The organism is Streptomyces sp. NPDC050433, from assembly GCF_044458565.1.
Lineage (GTDB): Bacteria > Actinomycetota > Actinomycetes > Streptomycetales > Streptomycetaceae > Streptomyces.
Window position 1 is genome coordinate 89,570 of the sequence record NZ_JBITIB010000013.1, and the last position, 17,647, is coordinate 107,216.

Annotated in this window: 16 protein-coding genes; 4 read left to right on the forward strand and 12 right to left on the reverse strand. The window is 71.5% G+C overall.

From position 1 onward, the window contains the following. Positions 1–77 precede the first annotated feature (77 nt). Complete coding sequence (locus tag ACIBLA_RS17915) at positions 78–632, forward strand: bacterial proteasome activator family protein (protein WP_363240567.1); 555 nt, start codon at positions 78–80, stop codon at positions 630–632. A 263-nt stretch (positions 633–895) separates the two neighbouring features. After that, a complete protein-coding gene (locus ACIBLA_RS17920) occupies positions 896–1,858 on the forward strand; it encodes a hypothetical protein (protein ID WP_399199106.1) in 963 nt (320 codons plus the stop codon). A 65-nt stretch (positions 1,859–1,923) separates the two neighbouring features. Here ACIBLA_RS17920 and ACIBLA_RS17925 read toward each other — a convergent pair whose 3' ends face one another. The 7 genes from ACIBLA_RS17925 to pdhA all read right to left on the reverse strand — a co-directional run bounded on the left by ACIBLA_RS17925 (position 1,924) and on the right by pdhA (position 9,961). After that, positions 1,924–2,910 carry an NAD(P)H-quinone oxidoreductase gene (locus ACIBLA_RS17925; protein ID WP_363240569.1) on the reverse strand — a complete coding sequence of 329 codons (987 nt, stop codon included), beginning with the start codon at positions 2,908–2,910 and terminating at the stop codon, positions 1,924–1,926. Positions 2,911–3,015: 105 nt separating this feature from the next. Then, the gene (locus ACIBLA_RS17930; protein WP_363240673.1) at positions 3,016–4,071 is read right to left on the reverse strand and encodes a potassium channel family protein; all 1,056 of its coding nucleotides are present in this window, start codon (positions 4,069–4,071) and stop codon (positions 3,016–3,018) included. A 20-nt stretch (positions 4,072–4,091) separates the two neighbouring features. After that, positions 4,092–5,399 (reverse strand): molybdopterin molybdotransferase MoeA, encoded by a 1,308-nt coding sequence (locus ACIBLA_RS17935; protein WP_399199107.1) that lies wholly within the window; start codon positions 5,397–5,399, stop codon positions 4,092–4,094. Beyond that, a complete protein-coding gene (locus ACIBLA_RS17940) occupies positions 5,396–6,292 on the reverse strand; it encodes a DUF6457 domain-containing protein (RefSeq protein ID WP_363240674.1) in 897 nt (298 codons plus the stop codon). Before ACIBLA_RS17940 ends, ACIBLA_RS17935 begins: the two co-directional genes overlap by 4 nt. Positions 6,293–6,435: 143 nt before the next feature. After that, entirely contained in the window at positions 6,436–7,749 is a 1,314-nt protein-coding gene (locus ACIBLA_RS17945) for a dihydrolipoamide acetyltransferase family protein (RefSeq protein ID WP_363240571.1), read from the reverse strand. After that, complete coding sequence (locus tag ACIBLA_RS17950; RefSeq protein WP_399199108.1) at positions 7,749–8,780, reverse strand: alpha-ketoacid dehydrogenase subunit beta; 1,032 nt, start codon at positions 8,778–8,780, stop codon at positions 7,749–7,751. Before ACIBLA_RS17950 ends, ACIBLA_RS17945 begins: the two co-directional genes overlap by 1 nt. Beyond that, a complete protein-coding gene (pdhA, locus tag ACIBLA_RS17955) occupies positions 8,777–9,961 on the reverse strand; it encodes a pyruvate dehydrogenase (acetyl-transferring) E1 component subunit alpha (RefSeq protein WP_399199109.1) in 1,185 nt (394 codons plus the stop codon). The genes ACIBLA_RS17950 and pdhA overlap by 4 nt, the downstream gene beginning before the upstream one ends. Before the next feature lie 175 nt (positions 9,962–10,136). Between pdhA and ACIBLA_RS17960 the strand changes: the two genes are divergently transcribed. Further along, complete coding sequence (locus ACIBLA_RS17960; protein ID WP_363240574.1) at positions 10,137–10,655, forward strand: Lrp/AsnC family transcriptional regulator; 519 nt, start codon at positions 10,137–10,139, stop codon at positions 10,653–10,655. Positions 10,656–10,658: 3 nt separating this feature from the next. Here ACIBLA_RS17960 and ACIBLA_RS17965 read toward each other — a convergent pair whose 3' ends face one another. Continuing rightward, positions 10,659–11,255: a TetR/AcrR family transcriptional regulator gene (locus ACIBLA_RS17965; RefSeq protein ID WP_363240575.1), complete on the reverse strand. Its 597-nt coding sequence runs from the start codon at positions 11,253–11,255 to the stop codon at positions 10,659–10,661. Continuing rightward, entirely contained in the window at positions 11,252–12,784 is a 1,533-nt protein-coding gene (locus ACIBLA_RS17970) for a 3-hydroxyacyl-CoA dehydrogenase (RefSeq protein ID WP_363240577.1), read from the reverse strand. Before ACIBLA_RS17970 ends, ACIBLA_RS17965 begins: the two co-directional genes overlap by 4 nt. A 255-nt stretch (positions 12,785–13,039) precedes the next feature. Between ACIBLA_RS17970 and paaN the strand changes: the two genes are divergently transcribed. Next, positions 13,040–14,749, forward strand: coding sequence for a phenylacetic acid degradation protein PaaN (gene paaN, locus ACIBLA_RS17975; protein WP_399199110.1), 1,710 nt, complete (start codon positions 13,040–13,042; stop codon positions 14,747–14,749). A 51-nt stretch (positions 14,750–14,800) separates the two neighbouring features. Here the strand turns inward: paaN and ACIBLA_RS17980 are convergent, their stop codons facing one another. The 3 genes from ACIBLA_RS17980 to ACIBLA_RS17990 are packed head-to-tail and all read right to left on the reverse strand — an operon-like array spanning position 14,801 to position 17,641. Continuing rightward, a complete protein-coding gene (locus ACIBLA_RS17980; protein ID WP_363240579.1) occupies positions 14,801–15,553 on the reverse strand; it encodes an RNA methyltransferase in 753 nt (250 codons plus the stop codon). 34 nt (positions 15,554–15,587) lie between these two features. Further along, entirely contained in the window at positions 15,588–16,922 is a 1,335-nt protein-coding gene (locus tag ACIBLA_RS17985; RefSeq protein ID WP_363240580.1) for an HTTM domain-containing protein, read from the reverse strand. Next, on the reverse strand, positions 16,919–17,641 hold the full coding sequence (locus ACIBLA_RS17990; RefSeq protein WP_399199111.1) for a DUF5819 family protein: 723 nt from the start codon (positions 17,639–17,641) through the stop codon (positions 16,919–16,921). The genes ACIBLA_RS17985 and ACIBLA_RS17990 overlap by 4 nt, the downstream gene beginning before the upstream one ends. Positions 17,642–17,647: the final 6 nt, after the last annotated feature.

Sequence of the window (17,647 nt, forward strand, 5' to 3'; positions counted from 1 at the left end):
CGAGCGGTGGGCCCCCGTGGGCGGATCTCCTACGGGGGCTCACCGCGCTTCGCACCCAGGTGCGAGAGAATGGCCGTATGGAAATGCCGAGGAACGAACGGTCACAGGAGAGCAACCCCCATGTCCTCGTGGTGGGACAGGACGGGATGGCGCTCGGCGGCGGCCACGAGGACGACGAGTCGCGCGAGATCCCGGTGACGGAGATGGTCGAACAGCCGGCGAAGGTCATGCGTATCGGCAGCATGATCAAGCAGCTGCTCGAAGAAGTGCGGGCGGCTCCTCTGGACGAGGCGAGCAGGGTACGGCTCAAGGAGATCCACGCCGGTTCGGTGAAGGAGCTTGAGGACGGGCTCGCCCCCGAACTCGTCGACGAGTTGGAGCGGCTGTCGCTCCCCTTCACCGACGAGGCCATCCCCTCCGAGGCCGAACTGCGCATCGCGCAGGCCCAGTTGGTGGGCTGGCTGGAGGGCCTGTTCCACGGGATCCAGACGGCGCTGTTCGCCCAGCAGATGGCGGCGCGGGCGCAGTTGGAGCAGATGCGACGGGCGCTGCCGCCGGGTGCGTCGCACGAGGGCGAGGACGGCGAGGAGCCGGGCGGTCACGGCGCGATCCGGTCGGGGCCGTATCTCTAGATAAGCGAAGTACGCATATCTCGCCCTGACTTCACCTTATCGACGCTTACCGGTCCGATTGCTAGGTTGATCACGATCAGCGATCTGCGATCAGCCAGAGCGACCAACCGGCCGAAAAGGTGACGCACTTGAGCGGAAGAAGTCCCAACGGCACACGTCACAACGGCAGAAGTCACAACGGAGAAGCGAATTCCATAAGTCGTCGCACGCTCCTCAGAACCGGCACAGGAATAGCCGCCGCAGCAGCAAGCGGCGGCTTTTCCTTGCTCTCGGCCCCGACGGCGAACGCGGTCGTTCCCGCGTCGCAGCACTTCGTACTCGACGGGGCCGGCGGTGATCCCGTCCTGCGGCGCACGCTTCACCAGCCTTACTGGGCGATGCAGTCCTTCGCCTACGACCATGTCCACGGGCACATCTACTTCGTGCAGACCAAGCCCGGAAGCAAGACCGGCGACCTCTGGATGACCAGGACCGATCTGTCGGGCAATGTGCTGGGAGCCATGGCGCTCCACTCGTTCGACCACGGCTCGTCGATGGGGATCGAGCCGGACACCCCCGGAGCGCCGTATGTGTGGATCGCCGGCGACTGGCAGAGCCTGAGCCCCGGCACGGAGCCCAACAGCCACAAGATCGCCCGCTTCAAGTATGTCGACGACGGCCTCATCGACTACTTCAATCACCAGGGCAGGGTGCGGGAGTTCCCGATCGGTCTCTCCGATTTCGTGGACTGTCCAAGGCCGTCGATCGATCCCTACACGAACCGGTTGCTCCTGCGGTACATGGGGACGACGACTCCGTGGCGCCTCGCGCTGTTCGACCTCGACGAGGTCAAGCGCGCGGGTTTCACCCCCTCCACCCGTATCCTCACCCAGCGCGCCCTGCCGACCAACGCCCAGCTCCGTCTCACCGACGCGGACCACTTCCAGGGCGTGACCTCTTACGGCCAGTACGCCTACCTCAGCTACGGCGGTCCGCCCGCGAAGCCCACGGACCCGGCCAAGCCCTCGTATCTGGTCCGTATCGACATGAACAAGACCGGCGGATCGTACGAGCACGTGTTCCCGACGGAAGCGGGGAACTCACTGCCCGGCCGCGAACCCCAGGGGATGGCGATCTGGCGGTCGTCGAGCGGCCCGCGGCTCTCCTTCGGCTTCTCCGCCAAGGTCGCGACCAGTCCTGACCAGTTCGAGGCGAGCGTCTTCTACAAGAGCGACCTCGCCGGTTAGGTCCCGAGTCCGGTCGGTCTTCGCGGGCGGGCTCGCGGAGACCGACCGGAACACGTTCAGGGGTCTTACGGGCGCGACAGCAGGATCTTGCCGATGTGTTCGCCGGCCTCCAGCGCGCGATGCGCCTGCGCCGCGTCCGGCATCGGGACGGTACGGTCCACGATGGGCCGTACCTGCCCGGCGCCGATCAGCGGCCAGACATGCTCCCGTACGGCGGCGACGATCGACGCCTTCTCACCGAGGGGACGCCCGCGCAGCGAGGTCGCCGTGACCGCGGCGCGCTTGCCGAGGAGGGCGGCCAGGTTGAGTTCGCCCTTCACCCCGCCCTGGAGACCGATCACGGCGAGCCGCCCGTTGACGGCCAGGGCCTTCACATTCCGGTCGAGGTACTTCGCGCCGACGATGTCCAGGATGACGTCCGCGCCCGCTCCGTCCGTCGCCTTCTTCAGCTCGTCGACGAAGTCCTGCTCGCGGTAGTCGATCAGGATGTCCGCGCCCAACTCGGCGCAGCGCGCCAGCTTCTCGGGCCCGCCCGCCGTGACGGCGACCCGTGCGCCGACCGACTTGGCGAGCTGGATCGCCATCGTGCCGATGCCGCTCGCGCCGCCGTGCGCCAACAGCGTCTCGCCGGGGCGCAGATGGGCGATCATGAAGACGTTCGACCAGACGGTGCAGGTCACTTCGGGAAGCACGGCGGCCGTCGCCAGGTCCAGGCCGTCGGGTACGGGCAGCAGCTGGCCCACGGGGACGGCGACCTTCTCCGCGTAACCGCCTCCCGAGAGCAGGGCGCACACCTCGTCGCCGACCGACCAGCCCGAGGCCTCGGTGCCGGGGCCGAGCGCGGCGACGCGGCCCGAGCACTCCAGACCGGGGTACGGGGACGAGCCGGGCGGCGGATCGTAGAAGCCCTGGCGTTGCAGCAGATCGGCGCGGTTGACCGCGCTCGCCACGACATCGACGAGGACTTCGCCCTCGGCGGGTACGGGATCGGGCACTTCGGCCCAGACGAGCGCCTCGGGGCCACCGGGTTCCGGGATCGTGATCGCATACATGGTCGGGAGGCTACCCCCCGGTCCCGTCCGCAGTACCGACAAGGGCTCGCGCCCGTAGGAGGCTTTGTCGGTGCGGACGTCAGGGGGTGTCCGCGGTCCCGGCGGTCAATCCGACTTGTCCTGCTCCGGTTTGGGATCCGCCCGCACAATCGTGATCAGCCGGTCGGTGAGCTGGAGCGGACTGGCCGCCGGATCGTCGTACCCCAGCAGCCGGTGCCCCCGCAGGACGCTGACCACCAGGTCGTCCGTCTCCCGTACGTTCTGCCCCACCTCGGCCTTTATCACCGGCCGTTCGATGAGGTCGAGGCCGCTGCCCTGCTGGATCAGGTCTTCCATCACCGTGCCCGCGGCGGGGCTGAGCACCGAGAGCCCGAGCAGCCGGCCGGCCGCGCTGGCGCTGGTGATCACGGCGTCGGCACCGGACTGGCGCAGCAGCGGCGCGTTCTCCTCTTCACGCACGGCGGCGACGATCTTCGCGCCGCGGTTGAGCTGCCGCGCGGTCAGCGCGACCAGGACCGCCGTGTCGTCGCGCTGGGTGGCGATCACGATCTGCCGCGCCCGCTGGAGTTCGGCCCGCAGCAGCACATCGCTGCGGGTCGCGTCGCCGATGACGCCCACGAATCCGTCCGCGTTGGCCGCCTCGATCACCTTCGCGCTCGGGTCGACGATGACGATCTGGTCCTTCTTGAGCCCGGTGGCACAGAGGGTCTGCATCGCCGACCGGCCCTTGGTGCCGAAGCCGACGATGATGGTGTGGTCACGCAAGTTGGACCTCCAGCGGTTCAGCCGCCACTCCTCTCGGGTGCGCTCCGTGAGGACCTCAAGAGTGGTGCCGACCAGGATGATCAGAAAGAGCACGCGCAGCGGCGTGATCAGCACGACGTTGATGAGCCGGGCCGAGTCGCTGTACGGGACGACGTCGCCGTAACCCGTCGTGGAGAGGGTGACGGTGGCGTAGTAGACGGCGTCGAGGAAGTCGACGGAGTCGTCGGCGTTGTCGTGGTAGCCGGCGCGGTCGATCCACACGATGAAGACCGTGGTGGCCAGCACTCCCAGCGCCATCAGCAGTCGCTTGCTGACCTGCCTCAGCGGGCGGTCGACGATCCGGCGCGGCAGCTTCACCCGGCCGGTGACCAGGTGTTCGTCGGCATGACGCGCCATGGCGTCCTGGCCGGGAAGTTTCACGTGAAACACCCGTCGTCGACGGATGCGGTGGCACCGGCCCTCGCACCCCAGGGCAGCTCCAGGACCTCCAGCGGGTCCCCCGGCCGCGCGCCGCCGGGCGGCACGACGGCGAGGCCGTCGGCGACGGCGATCCCGCGCAGCATGGCGGGACCGTTGTAGTGCAGCGGCACGAGGCGGCCGTCGCGGTGGACGAAGGGAACGAGCCGGGTGTCGTGCGGATGGCCGTGCACCTCGTCGCGTACGGGCGCGTGGTGCGCGGGCCGCGTCGCCCGCCCGCCGAGCGCCCGCAGCAGCGGCTCGGCGAGCGTCAGCAGCCCGGATACGGCCGCGAGCGGATTGCCCGGCAGGCCCACCAAATGACGGCCGGGGGTGAGCCCGGCCAGCAGCATGGGGTGGCCGGGGCGTACGGCGACGCCGTCCACGAGCAGTTCGGCGCCGGCCCTGGTGAGCACCGGGTGGACATGGTCGACGGGACCGGCGGCCGTACCGCCCGTGGTGAGGACCAGATCGGCCTCGGACTCGGTGACCGCCCTGTACAGGGCGTGCGCGTCGTCGGCGACCCGGCGGGTGTCGATGACGTCCGCGCCGAGTGCGTGCAGCCAGGGCGCGATCATCGGGCCGAGCGCGTCGCGGATGAGGCCGTCGCGGGGTAGTCCGCGCACGAGCAGTTCGTCGCCGAGGACCAGGACGTCGACGGTGGGGCGGCGGGCGGTGAGCAGTTCGTCGTAGCCGGCGGCGGCTGCCAGGCCGAGCACCGCCGGGGTCACCACGGTGCCCGCGGGCAGGAGTTGGTCGCCGGAACGGCACTCCTGGGCGCGCGGACGGATGTCCTGGCCGTGGACCACGGCGCGTTCGGCGTGGAGGTGGCCGGTGGTGTCCGTGCGGGCGTGCTCGCTGCGGATCACGGCGGTGGTGTCGGGCGGGATACGGGCGCCGGTGGCGATCCGTACGGCCGTGCCGTCGGCGAGCGGGGTGCCGGCGGCCTGCCCGGCGAGTATGCCGGTGTCGAGGACGGACCAGGGGCCGGGTCCGGAGACCGCCCACCCGTCCATGGCGGAGGTGTCGAACGAGGGCAGGTCGGTGAGCGCGGCCAGGGGCTCGGCGAGGACATGGCCGAGTGCCTGGTCGAGGCGCCTGGTGTCGGCGGCGGTGGCCGCGGTGCGGCCCGAGCGGGCTGCGATCGCACGGGCGTCGGCCCACGGCGTGGCGCGGTGCCTGCCGGCGCGGGGGCCGGGGTCCGGCTGCCTGGCGAACAGCGCCAGGACGTCCTCGACGCCGTCGACCTCACGGTCCGGGGCCGTCATCCGGCGTCAGCCGCCTCGGCTTTACCGCCACCGTCGGCGGTCCCGTCCGCCTCGTCCGCCCAGCGCAGGGCGAGCGCCGTGGCCTTCCGGGCCGCCTCCGCCACCGCCTCGGGGCCTCCGCCACCGGCCGCGGCGCGGCCCGCCGCGTAGCCGACCAGGAAGGTCGTCAACGGCGCGGCGGGCCGGGCGACACCGTGCGCGGCGTCGCGGGCCAGGTCGAGGAGGAGGGTGATGTCGACGTCCAACTCGTAGCCGAGTTCGTCCTTGACTGCGGTGATCCATTCGTCCAGCACGTTCCCATGCTCCCTGATGCGTGTCCGCGCCGCGGAGATGTCTTCCCAGGTGTCGCAGTCGAAGGACGCGAGCGGGTCGGCATCCGCGGCGAGCCGGGCGAGGTCGAGTTCATGCGTCAGCAGTCGTAGCGGCAGCCCGGCGAGACTGCCGTACTCGGTGGCGAGGAGGGCGATCTCACGGCGCAGCGGCTCCGTACGGTACGCCGCGACCAGCGGCTGGTCACGGCCGTCCGCGTCGGTGAGCAGCACGCCCTCGCGTCCGCCGTCCGCCGCGAGTACGTCCAGGAGCCGGTGCGTGGTCTCCCGCGTCAGGAACGGCAGATCGGCGGAGAGCACGAGCACGGTCTCCGCCCGTACCTGCCGCACCCCCGCGTCGAGCGCGGCGACGGGCCCCCCGCCGGGCGGCTCCTCCCGCGCCCAGTGCACGGCCCGCACGGTGGGCCGCCGACCCCCCACGACAACGATCCGCCCGGCTCCCCCGCACGCACCGAGCACCCGATCGAGCAGAGCCCGCCCACCAACGCTGACGGCGGGCTTGTCGACCCCACCAAGCCGCTTGGCGGCACCTCCGGCGAGCACGATGGCGTCATGGGCGGTCACGGTCATGCCTAAAGTATGGTCCGCGCCCACCCGCCACCGGCACCCGAGGCCAACCGCGATGTCGGACCGTGATGTTGACGGGGCCCAGGGCGGAGCCCGACCTGCGAATCCGCCCATGGGGTGTGCCGTCGGGCATCCGGGTCCTACAACGTGCGCAGCAGCACCGCCGGTTGTTCCACGCAGTCCGCCACGTAGCGGAGGAAGCCGCCCGCCGTGCCGCCGTCGCACACCCGGTGGTCGAACGTGAGCGAGAGCTGGACGACCTGGCGTACGGCCAGCTCGCCCTCGTGCACCCACGGCTTGGGGACGATGCGGCCGATGCCGAGCATCGCGGCCTCGGGGTGGTTGATGATCGGCGTGGAGCCGTCGACGCCGAACACGCCGTAGTTGTTCAGCGTGAACGTCCCGCCAGTCAGATCACCGGGGGTCAGCGTCCCCGACCTGCCCGCCTCCGTCAGCCGCGCGAACTCCGCGCTCAGCGACTCCGCGGAGCGGTTCTGCGCGTCCCGTACGACGGGAACGACCAGCCCGCGCTCTGTCTGGGCGGCGAACCCGAGGTGGACGTCGCGGAGGCGGACGATCTCTCTGGCCTCCGTGTCCACCGTGGAGTTCAGCTCCGGGTACCGCGCGAGCGCGGCCGTGCAGATCCGCGCCAGCAGGGCGATGAGGGAGATCTTCGGTCCGCCCGCCCCGTTGGCCGCGGTCCTGGCCGCCAGCAGCTCCGTCGCGTCCGCGTCGACCCAGCAGGTCGCCTCCGGGATCTCGCGCCGGCTGCGGCTGAGCTTGTCGGCGACCGCGCCCCGTACACCGCGCAGCGGTACGCGCTCGGTGACCGCCCCGGACACGGGCGCGGCAGGCGCGGGCGCGGGCGGTGTCTGGGCGGACCGCCCGATCCGCTCGATGGCCAGCTCGACGTCGCACCGCAGGATCAGCCCGTCCCGGCCCGTTCCGACCAGCGTCCGGAGGTCGAGCCCGTTCTGCCGGGCCAGCCGCCGCACCAGGGGCGAGATGACCGGCACGGGCCCGGAACGATCCGGAGCGGGGGTCGGCGCCGGTGCCGGTGCCGGATCGACCAGCGCGACAGGTGCCGCCGTCGCCGGGCGGACCCGGCGCCTCCGGGCGGCCGGGGCGCCCGTGCCGTATCCGACCAGCACGTTCCCGGACGTCTCGTCCGACCCCGAATCCGACCCCGCCCCGTCGGCCGAGCCGGCCGCCCCCACCGCCACCGTCAGCAGCGGCGCGCCGACCGGCAGCTCCGTGCCCTCCTCGCCGTACCGCGCGGTGACCACGCCCCCGTAGGGGCACGGCACCTCCACCATCGCCTTGGCCGTCTCGACCTCGACGACGGGCTGGTCGATCGCGACGACGTCGCCGACCCCCACCAGCCAGCGGACGATCTCGGCCTCGGTCAGTCCCTCACCGAGATCCGGCAGTTTGAATTCGAGCACCTGGGCCATCAGCTGTCCGCCTCCCACTGAAGCCGCGCGACCGCGTCGAGCACCCGGTCCACACCCGGCAGATGGTGCTGTTCCAGCATGGGCGGCGGATACGGGATGTCGAATCCGGCGACCCGCAGCACCGGCGCCTCCAGATGATGGAAGCACCGCTCGCCGATCCGCGCCGCGATCTCCCCGCCGGGCCCGCCGAAGCCGTTGGACTCGTGGACGACCACCGCGCGGCCCGTGCGCCGTACGGAGGCGACGACCGTCTCGTCGTCGAAGGGCACCAGCGAGCGCAGGTCCACCACTTCCAGCTCCCAGCCCTCCGCGCGCGCCGCCTCCGCCGCCTCCAGGCAGACGGTGAGGGAGGGGCCGTACGTGACGAGCGTGGCGCTCCGTCCCGTACGCCGCACGACGGCGCGGCCGATCGGCTCCACCGGGGCCGGCGACTCGGGCGACCACTGCGCCTTCGACCAGTACAGCCGTTTGGGCTCCAGGAAGACCACCGGGTCGTCGGAGGCGATGGCGGCCCGCAGCAGCCCGTACGCGTCGTCGACCGTCGCCGGGGTGACGACATGGAGGCCCGGCGTCGCCATGTAGTACGCCTCGGAGGAGTCGCTGTGGTGCTCGACGCCGCCGATCCCGCCGCCGTACGGCACCCGGATGGTGATCGGCAGCGGCAGCGCGCCGCGCGTGCGGTTGCGCATCTTGGCCACATGGCTGGCCAGCTGCTCGAACGCCGGATAGGCGAAGGCGTCGAACTGCATCTCCACGACGGGCCGCAGCCCGTACATCGCCATGCCGACCGCCGTGCCCAGGATCCCCGCCTCGGCCAGCGGCGTATCCGTACAGCGGTCCTCGCCGAACTCGGCGGCGAGTCCGTCGGTGACCCGGAAGACTCCGCCGAGCGCGCCGACATCCTCACCGAGGATGTGCACGGCCGGGTCCTCGGCCATCGCGTCACGCATCGCGCGCTGCAACGCCTGCGCCATCGTGGCCGGCTTCGCCGCCCTGACGGTCTCGGCTGCCGTGGCGGCAACGGTGGTCATCGCGCCTCACCCTGTCCCGGTGCGTCGTCGTCGGCGGGCTCGGCCGACGCGTCCAGCTCGGCCCGCAACTGCGCGGCCTGCTCGCGCAGTTGCGCGGTCTGCTCCGCGTAGACGTGCGCGAAGAGGTCCATGGGGTCCAGCTCCGGCTCGGCGTTCATCCGGTCGCGCAGCCGCGCGGCCATCGCGTCGGCGTCGGCGGCGGCCTTCCTGATCCCGTCCTCGTCGAGCATCCCGCGCTCCGTCAGCTCGTGCTCAAGCAGCCGGACGGGGTCGTGGGCGCGCCACGCCTCGACCTCGCCGTCGCCGCGGTAGCGCGTCGCGTCGTCCGCGTTCGTATGAGCGTCGATGCGGTACGTCACGGCCTCGATGAGCGTCGGGCCGCCGCCGCTCCTGGCCCGCCGCACGGCCTCGGTGAGCACCGTGTGCACCGCCGGGGCGTCGTTCCCGTCGACCAGCCTGCCCGGCATTCCGTAGCCGACGGCCTTGTGCGCCAGCGACGGCGCCGCGGTCTGCTTGGCGAGCGGGACGGAGATGGCGAAGCCGTTGTTCTGCACGAGGAAGACCACGGGCGCCTGCCATACGGCGGCGAAGTTCAGCGCCTCGTGGAAGTCGCCCTCGCTGGTGCCGCCGTCGCCCACCAGGGCGAGCGCGACCACGTCGTCACCCTTGAGGCGCGCGGCGTGCGCCAGCCCGACGGCGTGCGGCAGCTGGGTGGCCAGCGGTGTGGAGAGCGGCGCGATGCGGTGCTCGCGCGGGTCGTATCCCGTGTGCCAGTCGCCGCGCAGCAGCGTGAGGGCCTGGACGGGGTCCAGGCCGCGCGCCACGACGGCGAGGGTGTCGCGGTAGCTGGGGAAGAGCCAGTCCTGCTCCTGGAGCACCAGGGCCGCGGCGACCTCGCAGGCCTCCTGACCGGTGCTGGAGGGGTAGACGGCGAGTCGGCCCTGCTTGGTGAGGGCGGTGGCCTGTGCGTTGAACCGACGGCCGCGGACCAGCTCCGCGTAGAGCCGCCGCAGCAGCTCGGGGTCGGCGTCCGCCGCGGCTTCCGTACCCAGGACGCGGTACGGCTCGCGGTCGGGGAGCAACGGGGCGGGGTCCGTGCGGGGCTGCCACGCCGGGGGCGGGGTGGACCGGTGGACGACGGCACCCGGAGGCTCCTGGACCGTCGTGCTGCTCTTCTTCAACGCGTGCACCTCCTCATGGGAGCGGGCATGGGCGGCGCATGAGTGTGGTGCGCCTCACCTACCGATTGTTCGGTTGCCGAGCCATTTTGGCTACTGGCGCCCTCAGCCTGTGGACAAACGGTTCTGCACAGCCTGTGATGGGCACAACGTGTCCAAGAGTGGAGAGGTGGGGGACATGGCGGGTGAACAAATGGCCGAGGACTGGGGCCGGACCGGCCAGGAGCCGCCGCCCCGGCCCCTGGACGCGATCGACCGCGACATCCTGCGCATCCTCCAGACGGACGGCCGCGCCTCGATACGGACGGTGGCCGAGCGCGTCCACGTCTCGCGCGCCAACGCCTACGCGCGGATCAACCGGCTCATCGAGGACCGCGTCATCCGGGGATTCGGCGCCCGGATCAACCACGAACGGGCAGGTCAGGGCGCCTCCGCGTACATCACGCTCAAGATCGTGCAGAACTCCTGGCGCACCGTGCGCGAGCAGCTCCAGGAGTTGCCGGGCGCCACGCACATCGCGCTGGTCAGCGGCGATTTCGACGTGCTGCTGCTGGTCCACGCGCCGGACAACCGGACGCTGCGGGAGCTGGTCCTCACGAGGCTCCAGTCCATCCCCGAGGTGCTGTCCACCCGCACCCTGCTGGTCTTCGAGGAGACCGACCTCGACCCTCAGGCCACGGCGCCGCCCGCGCCCTGACCTCTACGAGGTTTCCGTGCGCAGCCCGTCGAAGGCCATCCGTACGACCGCCTCGGCCACCTGGTCGCTGTCGTAGCCGCCGCCCGCCTGCGGCCGGTACCACTCCACCAGCGAGTTGATCATGCCGAAGAGCAGCCGCGTCGCCAGCCGGATGTCCATGTCCGCGCGGAGGTCGCCGTCGTTCGCCGCCGCCTTGAGCAGATCGGCCAGCCGCTGGTCGAACTCACGCCGCCGCTCCATGGCCCACCGCTCGGTCTTGGTGTTGCCCCGCACCCGCAGCAGCAGGGTCACGTAGGGCAGCTCCGCCATCAGGACCTCGACGGTGCGGCGCGTCACGTACTCGACCTGCTCGACGGCCCTGCCGCGCCCGGCCCCCGGCTCGTCGAGGATCCCGAAGAGGCCGTCGATGGCCCGGCTGACCGCGCGGCGCAGCAGTTCCTCCTTGCCCGCCACATGGTGGTAGATCGAGGACTTGGAGATACCGGCGGCCTTCGACAGATGTTCCATGGACGTGCCGTCGTAGCCGCGTTCGTTGAAGACGCGGACGGCGACGGTCAGCAGTGTCTCGGGGGTGTACGTGTCCCGCTTGGCGGTCGTCATGAGCCCGCCCCTTCCGACGCGGCGGCCTCGGCGGCGGCGCGGCGGCGCAGTGCCTGTGAGGCTGCGTACCGGCCGGACGGATACTCCTCGTGCAGCCGCTCCAGCAGGTGGAGCGTCCGCCCGGCCCCCAGCTCGGCGCCCCAGTCGAGCGGCCCGCGCGGATAGTTCACCCCGAGCCGCATCGCCGTGTCGATGTCCTCGGCGGACGCGACGCCGCGTGCCTCGGCGTCGAGTGCGAAGTCGACGAGCATGGCGACCGTACGGCCCACGATCATGCCGGGGACGTCCGCGATCACACTGACCTGCTTGCCGAGCGCCTGGAAGAGGCCGACGGCCGTACGGACGGACTCCTCGGGCACCGTGCCGGACGGCGCCAGGGCTATCCGGGTCGCGGTGCGGTAGTCGAGCGCGAGGTCGAAGTGGATCAGCCGAAGGCCGGAGCCGTCCGCGGCTTCGCCGTCCGTGAGGAAGAGCCTTGTGCCGCAGGGCAGTTCGAGCCAGCCGGGGAATCCGGGGACGGCGTCCTCTTTACGTATGACCTCGATCCCGGCCTCTTCGATCAGCTCGGGCAGCACGCCCGCCGCGAACAGCTCGCCCTGGACGACCACGGTCGACGGCGGGTCGGCGGGCGCCGCGGTGTGCGGTACGGGGGCGGCGGCGCCGTCCTCGTAGGAGAACCAGCCCCGGCCCGACTTGCGGCCGAGTCCGCCGGACTCCACGAGGCGCCGCTGGGCGAGCGACGGCGTGAACCTCACGTCCTGGAAGAAGGACTCCCAGACGGAGCGGGTGACCGCCTCGTTCACGTCCTGGCCGATGAGATCGGTCAGTTCGAAGGGGCCCATCCGGAAGCCGCCGGACTCGCGCAGGACGGCGTCGATGGTCGCGGGGTCGGCGGCCCGCTCCTCGTGCAGCCGCAGCGCCTCGGCGTAGTAGGGCCGGGCGACGCGGTTCACGACGAAGCCGGGAGTGTCGGCGCAGCGCACCGGCGTCTTGCCCCACGCCCCCGCCGTCGCCGTAGCGCGCGCGGCCGTCGCCTCGTCGGTCGCGTGACCGCTGACGACCTCGACCAGCGGCAGGAGGGGCGCGGGATTGAAGAAGTGCAGGCCCACGAAGCGGCCGGGGTGGCGCAGGACGCCGGCGACGGCCGTGACGGAGAGGGAGGAGGTGTTGGTGGCGAGCAGGCAGTCGTCGCCGACGATGTCCTCCAACGTCGCGAACAGCTCCTGTTTGACCGCCAGTTGCTCCAGAACGGCTTCGACGACCAGTGCGGCGTCGGCGAGTTCGGAGAGTTCCGCTGCGGGGAGCAGCCGGGCCTTGGCGCTGTCGCGGGCGGCGGCGTCGAGCCGGCCCTTCTCCGTCAGGCGGTCCAGCCGGGCCCCGACGGCGTCCGCCGCCTGCTGGGCGCGGCCGGGCAGGGCGTCGTAGAGGCGCACGGGATGGCCCGCGACGAGAGCCACCTGGGCGATTCCCTGTCCCATCGTGCCGGTGCCGACCACCGCGACGACGCGGGAGCGCTCGATTGCAGTCATGAACCCGATCCTCCTGTATGCACTTTCCCGGCGGTACGGGACCTCCCCAAGGGGGCCGGTCTCCGGCGGCGATCAGCCGGAACTGACCGGAACGACACCGTCCGCCGCCGACGGCCGGGCGGCCGGAAAACACGGGTTTTCCACAGCCCCCCTTGTCCCGACCGATCGTTCGGTTACTCTAACCCTGTCCGTTGCCCGTGTCCCCCTGTCGCTCATGTCCCTGTCCCGCCCAGCTCGACGAGGAGTTGGTCAGTCATGGCCGCCCAGCTCAGCCCCCAGCAGCTCAACGACAAGCACCGGCCCACGCTCGACCAGGCCCTCGACGCGATTCGCGACCGTGCCTACTGGTCACCGCACCCCGAGCACCCGAAGGCGTACGGCGAAAGCGCGCCGGCCGACGGCCTGGCCGCGTTCAAGGCCCTGCGCGGCACGCGTATCGATCTGGACCAGCCGGGTACCGACGGCTGGACGAGCGGCGAGACCTCGCCGTACGGGCCGGAGATCGGCGTCGAGTATCCGCACGCCGACGTGGACGTCCTGCTCCCCGCCATGCGCGCGGGCATGAGCGCCTGGCGCGCGGCGGGACCCGAGACGCGTGCCCTGGTCAGCCTGGAGATCCTGGCCCGGATCAGCGCCCGCACCCACGAGTTCGCCCACGCCGTCATGCACACCAGCGGACAGGCGTTCATGATGGCCTTCCAGGCGGGCGGCCCGCACGCCCAGGACCGCGGCCTGGAGGCGGTGGCGTACGCGTACGCGGAGCAGACCCGCACCCCCGCCGACGCCGACTGGTCCAAGCCCCAGGGCAAGCGCGACCCCCTGGAGCTGCGGAAGTCCTTCACGACCGCGCCGCGCGGCATCTCCCTGCTGATCGGATGCAACACCTTCCCGACGTGGAACGGCTATCCGGGCCTGTTCGCCTCGCTGGCCACCGGCAATCCGGTCCTCGTCAAGCCGCACCCGCGCGCGGTGCTGCCCCTCGCCCTCACGGTGCGGGTGGCCCGCGAGGTCCTCACCGAGGCCGGATTCGACCCGAACCTGGTCGCCCTGGCCACCGAGCGCCCCGGCGAGGGCATCGCCAAGACCCTGGCCGTCCGCCCCGAGATCAAGATCATCGACTACACCGGGTCCACCGCCTTCGGCGACTGGCTGGAGACCAACGCCCGCCAGGCGCAGGTCTACACGGAGAAGGCGGGGGTCAACACGGTCGTCGTGGACTCCACCGACAACTACAAGGGCATGCTGGCCAATCTGGCCTTCTCCCTCTCGCTCTACAGCGGCCAGATGTGCACGACCCCGCAGAATCTCCTCATCCCGCGCGACGGCATCTCGACGGACGCGGGCCCGAAGTCCTACGACGAGGTGGTCGCCGACCTGGCGGCCTCGGTCAGTGGCCTGCTGGGCGACGACGCCCGCGCGAACGGCCTGCTCGGCGCGCTGGTCAACCCGGACGTGAAGGGAAGGCTGGACGCCGCCCCCTCGCTGGGCGACGTGGCCCTCGCCTCACGCGAGATCGCCAACCCGGACTTCCCGGACGCCGTGGTCCGCACGCCGGCGATCGTCAAGTCCGACGGCTCGCGCAAGCAGTGGGACCCGGCGGAGGGGGCCACCGGCTCCGAGGCGCCGTATCTCGCCGAGTGCTTCGGCCCGGTCTCGTTCGCGGTCGCCGTGGACTCGACCGAGGAGGGGCTGGAGCTGCTGCGCCGCACGGTGCGCGACAAGGGCGCGATGACCGTCGGGGCGTACACGACATCGGCCGAGACGGAGCGCGCCGTCGAGGACGTCTGTCTGGAGGAGCTGGCCCAGCTGTCGCTGAATCTGACGGGCGGCGTCTATGTGAACCAGACAGCGGCGTTCTCCGACTTCCACGGCTCCGGCGGCAATCCGGCGGCGAACGCGGCGCTGTGCGACGCGGCCTTCGTGGCCAACCGCTTCCGTACGGTGGAGGTCCGCCGCCAGGCGTGACGACACCCGCACGCGCGGCGCCCCGGCCGTCCAACGGCGGCCGGGCGCCGGTCAGTTCGGCCCGCCCCAGTGGAACAGCGTCATGGCCACGCTGGTGGCGAGGTTGTAGCTGGAGACCTGGGGCCGCATCGGCAGCGCCAGCAACGTGTCGGCCCGCTCCCGCAGTTCGGCGCTGAGCCCGTGCCGCTCGGAGCCGAAGGCGAGCAGCGCGTCGTCGGGCAGGGTGACCGACCGGATGTCGTCGCCCTCCGGGTCCAGGGCGTACAGCGGGCCCGGAGGGAACGCGTCGAGGGACAGCCGCTCCACAACGGTGGCGAAGTGCAGCCCGGCGCCCGCCCGGACGACGTTCGGATGCCAGGGATCGAGATCCCCGGTGGTCACCACCCCGGTCGCCCCGAAGCCGGCCGCGAGCCGCACGACGGCCCCGACGTTCCCGAGATTGCGCGGGTTGTCGAGCACGACGACCGGGGAGCGCCGGGGCGCCGCCGCCAGCTCGGCCAGGTTGTCCGTACGGCCGCGTCTGACCGCCAGCGCCACGACCCGCGTCGGGTGCACCTTCGGCACCAGCTCCCGCAGCTCGTCGGCCGGCACCTGCACCAGGGTCTTCCGCAGGATGCCGGTCAGGTCGTCGGCGAGTTCGTCCGCGAGGGCGAGCACGGACTCCTTGTCACTCGTCACGGCGAGCCGCACGTCCGCCCCGAACCGCAGGGCGTGCTTCAGCGCGTGGAAGCCGTCGAGCACCACGGCGCCGGGTGCGCTCTCGTGCCACAGCCGAAGGGCGCTCGCGGGATCGACGTCGTTCATCGCCCCAGCGTAGGCGGGCACGCGCGGAGAGCCGTCACCGCACGAGCGACGGGTCCACGTCGCTGCCGGGCGGCGACGGAGGCGTCGTGTCGTGGGTGCCCGGCCCGGCGTCGTCCTTCCGGCGCTGGTCCGGCACGGTGCCCCCGCCTCCGCCCACACCTCCGCCTCCGCTTCCGTCGCCGCCCGGGCTCAGGCTGAGGCCCTGCGGCGACGGCCCGGCGGTGAACCGCCTGCGCACCTTGGTCGCCGTGTCACCGACCAGGATCAGGAACGCCGTCGGCAGGAAGACGGCGTCGGCCGCGATCATGGCGAGCGAGAAGAACGGCAGCCCGAGCAGCACGGCGATACCCGCGTGCTCCAGCATCATGGCCACCAGAAGGACGTTCTTGACCCGCCGGTTGAAGAGCGTGAACGGGAACGCGACCTGCACCATGACGGTGCCGTACGTCAGCACCATCACGATCACACCGCTGGACGCCAGGATGTCGGAGAGGGCGGGCCAGGGCGCGAAGTAGTCCAGGTGCAGCGGGTAGTACAGCGCGGTGCCGTCCTGCCAGCGCGAACCCTGGATCTTGTACCAGCCGGCCGTGGCGTAGATCAGACAGACCTCCACCATGATCACGACGAGTGTGCCGTTGTGGATGAGGTTGGCGACGACGTCCAGCAGCGCGCGCGGCTCGCTGTCCGGCGCGTAGCGGTTCACCACCCACCACAGCCCCTGCGAGAGCCACAGCGTCCACAGCAGCACCGTCACCCACCACTCGCCGCCGGTCCTGTCCAGCAGTGTGCCCAGCAGGGCCACGCCGAGCACGGCCCACAGGAGCGGTCCGACGCGGTCCACCGGCTTCTTCCCGCCGGACGCCACGACGCGCGCCGTACGGGCCCGGCGGCGGGCGTCCAGCGACCAGACCTGGCCGCAGCGCGTGAACACCAGATAGATCGCCATCAGGTGGATGACGTTGTCGCCGCCGTCGCCCATGAAAATGCTGCGGTTCTGCAGCGACAGCACGCCCACCATGAAGAGCACGGCCATGGTGCGGGTGCGCCAGCCGAGCATCAGCAGGGCGCTGGACAGGACGGCGACGGCGTACACGATCTCGAACCAGACACCGCTGTCGGACCACATGAGCGTGGTGAACGCGTTGTTGCCCGCGATCAGTTGCTGGGCCATGTCCCAGCTCCACGGGCTGCCGGGCCCGTACAGCTCACGGCGGTTCGGCAGCTCGCGCAGCAGGAAGAAGAGCCAGGCCGCGGCGAAGCCGATACGGACGACGGCGCTCTGGTGGGGGCCGAGGGCGCGGGAGGTGACGCGCTGGAGGGCGAGCGCGGCCTTGCGGTCGGCGGGCAGCTCGTGGGCGGGGCGGCTCATCCGCGGGCCTCCGTACGGCCGTTGTTCGGCGCGCCCTGATTCCGTGCGTCTTGGTTCCGAGCGCCTTCGTTCCGTACGCCTTCGGCCAGGTCCTCGGATGTCACGGTCCACCACGGGAAGACCCGGTAGCCGGGCTTCGTGTTGATCTTCTCGTCACTCCACGGGGGCGGCTCGACAGCACGGGTGACGGACCTGAGCTGGACGCGTTCGACGGGGCCGCCGAGATCGCGCGACTCCAGGCGCAGCATGACGATCCGGCGTATGTACCTCTCGGAGAGCTGTCCGCGCAGACCGTTGGGGCGGGCCTTCTCGTCGTGGGAGTCGACGTAGAAGTCCCAGCCCCGGCGCAGCTCGTTCTGGTCGACATGGCTGGGGAGGGGGTTGCCGCGGATCGCCGCGCCGTCCTCGGCGGTCAGGTTGATCCAGCCGGTCGTCCCGCGCGAGCCGTCCGCCTTCTCCACCTCGGCACGCGCCTCGACGGCGATGTTCTGCTGGAGGGGGTTGGGCGCGAAGAGCTTCCAGTTCTGCTCGAACTCGGGATAGACCCAGTCGCCGACCTGCTCGCCGTACTCCTTGGAGACGGTGTTCGAGGGCGCGACGTGCAGGAACACCATGGTCACATGGCCCAGGGCGACCAGTGCGACGACCGCGAGGGCGACCGCGGCGAGGACTTGGTACGGGAAGGAGAGCCCGGCTATCCCGCGTGGTGGAGCCGGCACGGGGCC

Bases quoted from the DNA above. Each gene is read 5' to 3' on its own strand.
- ACIBLA_RS17950 (WP_399199108.1), bottom strand. From the start codon at position 8,780: ATGACCACCGTTGCCGCCACGGCAGCCGAGACCGTCAGGGCGGCGAAG.
- ACIBLA_RS17930 (WP_363240673.1), bottom strand. From the start codon at position 4,071: ATGGCGCGTCATGCCGACGAACACCTGGTCACCGGCCGGGTGAAGCTG.
- paaN (WP_399199110.1), top strand. From the start codon at position 13,040: ATGGCCGCCCAGCTCAGCCCCCAGCAGCTCAACGACAAGCACCGGCCC.
- ACIBLA_RS17970 (WP_363240577.1), bottom strand. From the start codon at position 12,784: ATGACTGCAATCGAGCGCTCCCGCGTCGTCGCGGTGGTCGGCACCGGC.
- ACIBLA_RS17935 (WP_399199107.1), bottom strand. From the start codon at position 5,399: ATGACGGCCCCGGACCGTGAGGTCGACGGCGTCGAGGACGTCCTGGCG.
- ACIBLA_RS17965 (WP_363240575.1), bottom strand. From the start codon at position 11,255: ATGACGACCGCCAAGCGGGACACGTACACCCCCGAGACACTGCTGACC.
- ACIBLA_RS17915 (WP_363240567.1), top strand. From the start codon at position 78: ATGGAAATGCCGAGGAACGAACGGTCACAGGAGAGCAACCCCCATGTC.
- ACIBLA_RS17925 (WP_363240569.1), bottom strand. From the start codon at position 2,910: ATGTATGCGATCACGATCCCGGAACCCGGTGGCCCCGAGGCGCTCGTC.
- ACIBLA_RS17945 (WP_363240571.1), bottom strand. From the start codon at position 7,749: ATGGCCCAGGTGCTCGAATTCAAACTGCCGGATCTCGGTGAGGGACTG.
- ACIBLA_RS17960 (WP_363240574.1), top strand. From the start codon at position 10,137: ATGGCGGGTGAACAAATGGCCGAGGACTGGGGCCGGACCGGCCAGGAG.
- ACIBLA_RS17985 (WP_363240580.1), bottom strand. From the start codon at position 16,922: ATGAGCCGCCCCGCCCACGAGCTGCCCGCCGACCGCAAGGCCGCGCTC.
- ACIBLA_RS17980 (WP_363240579.1), bottom strand. From the start codon at position 15,553: ATGAACGACGTCGATCCCGCGAGCGCCCTTCGGCTGTGGCACGAGAGC.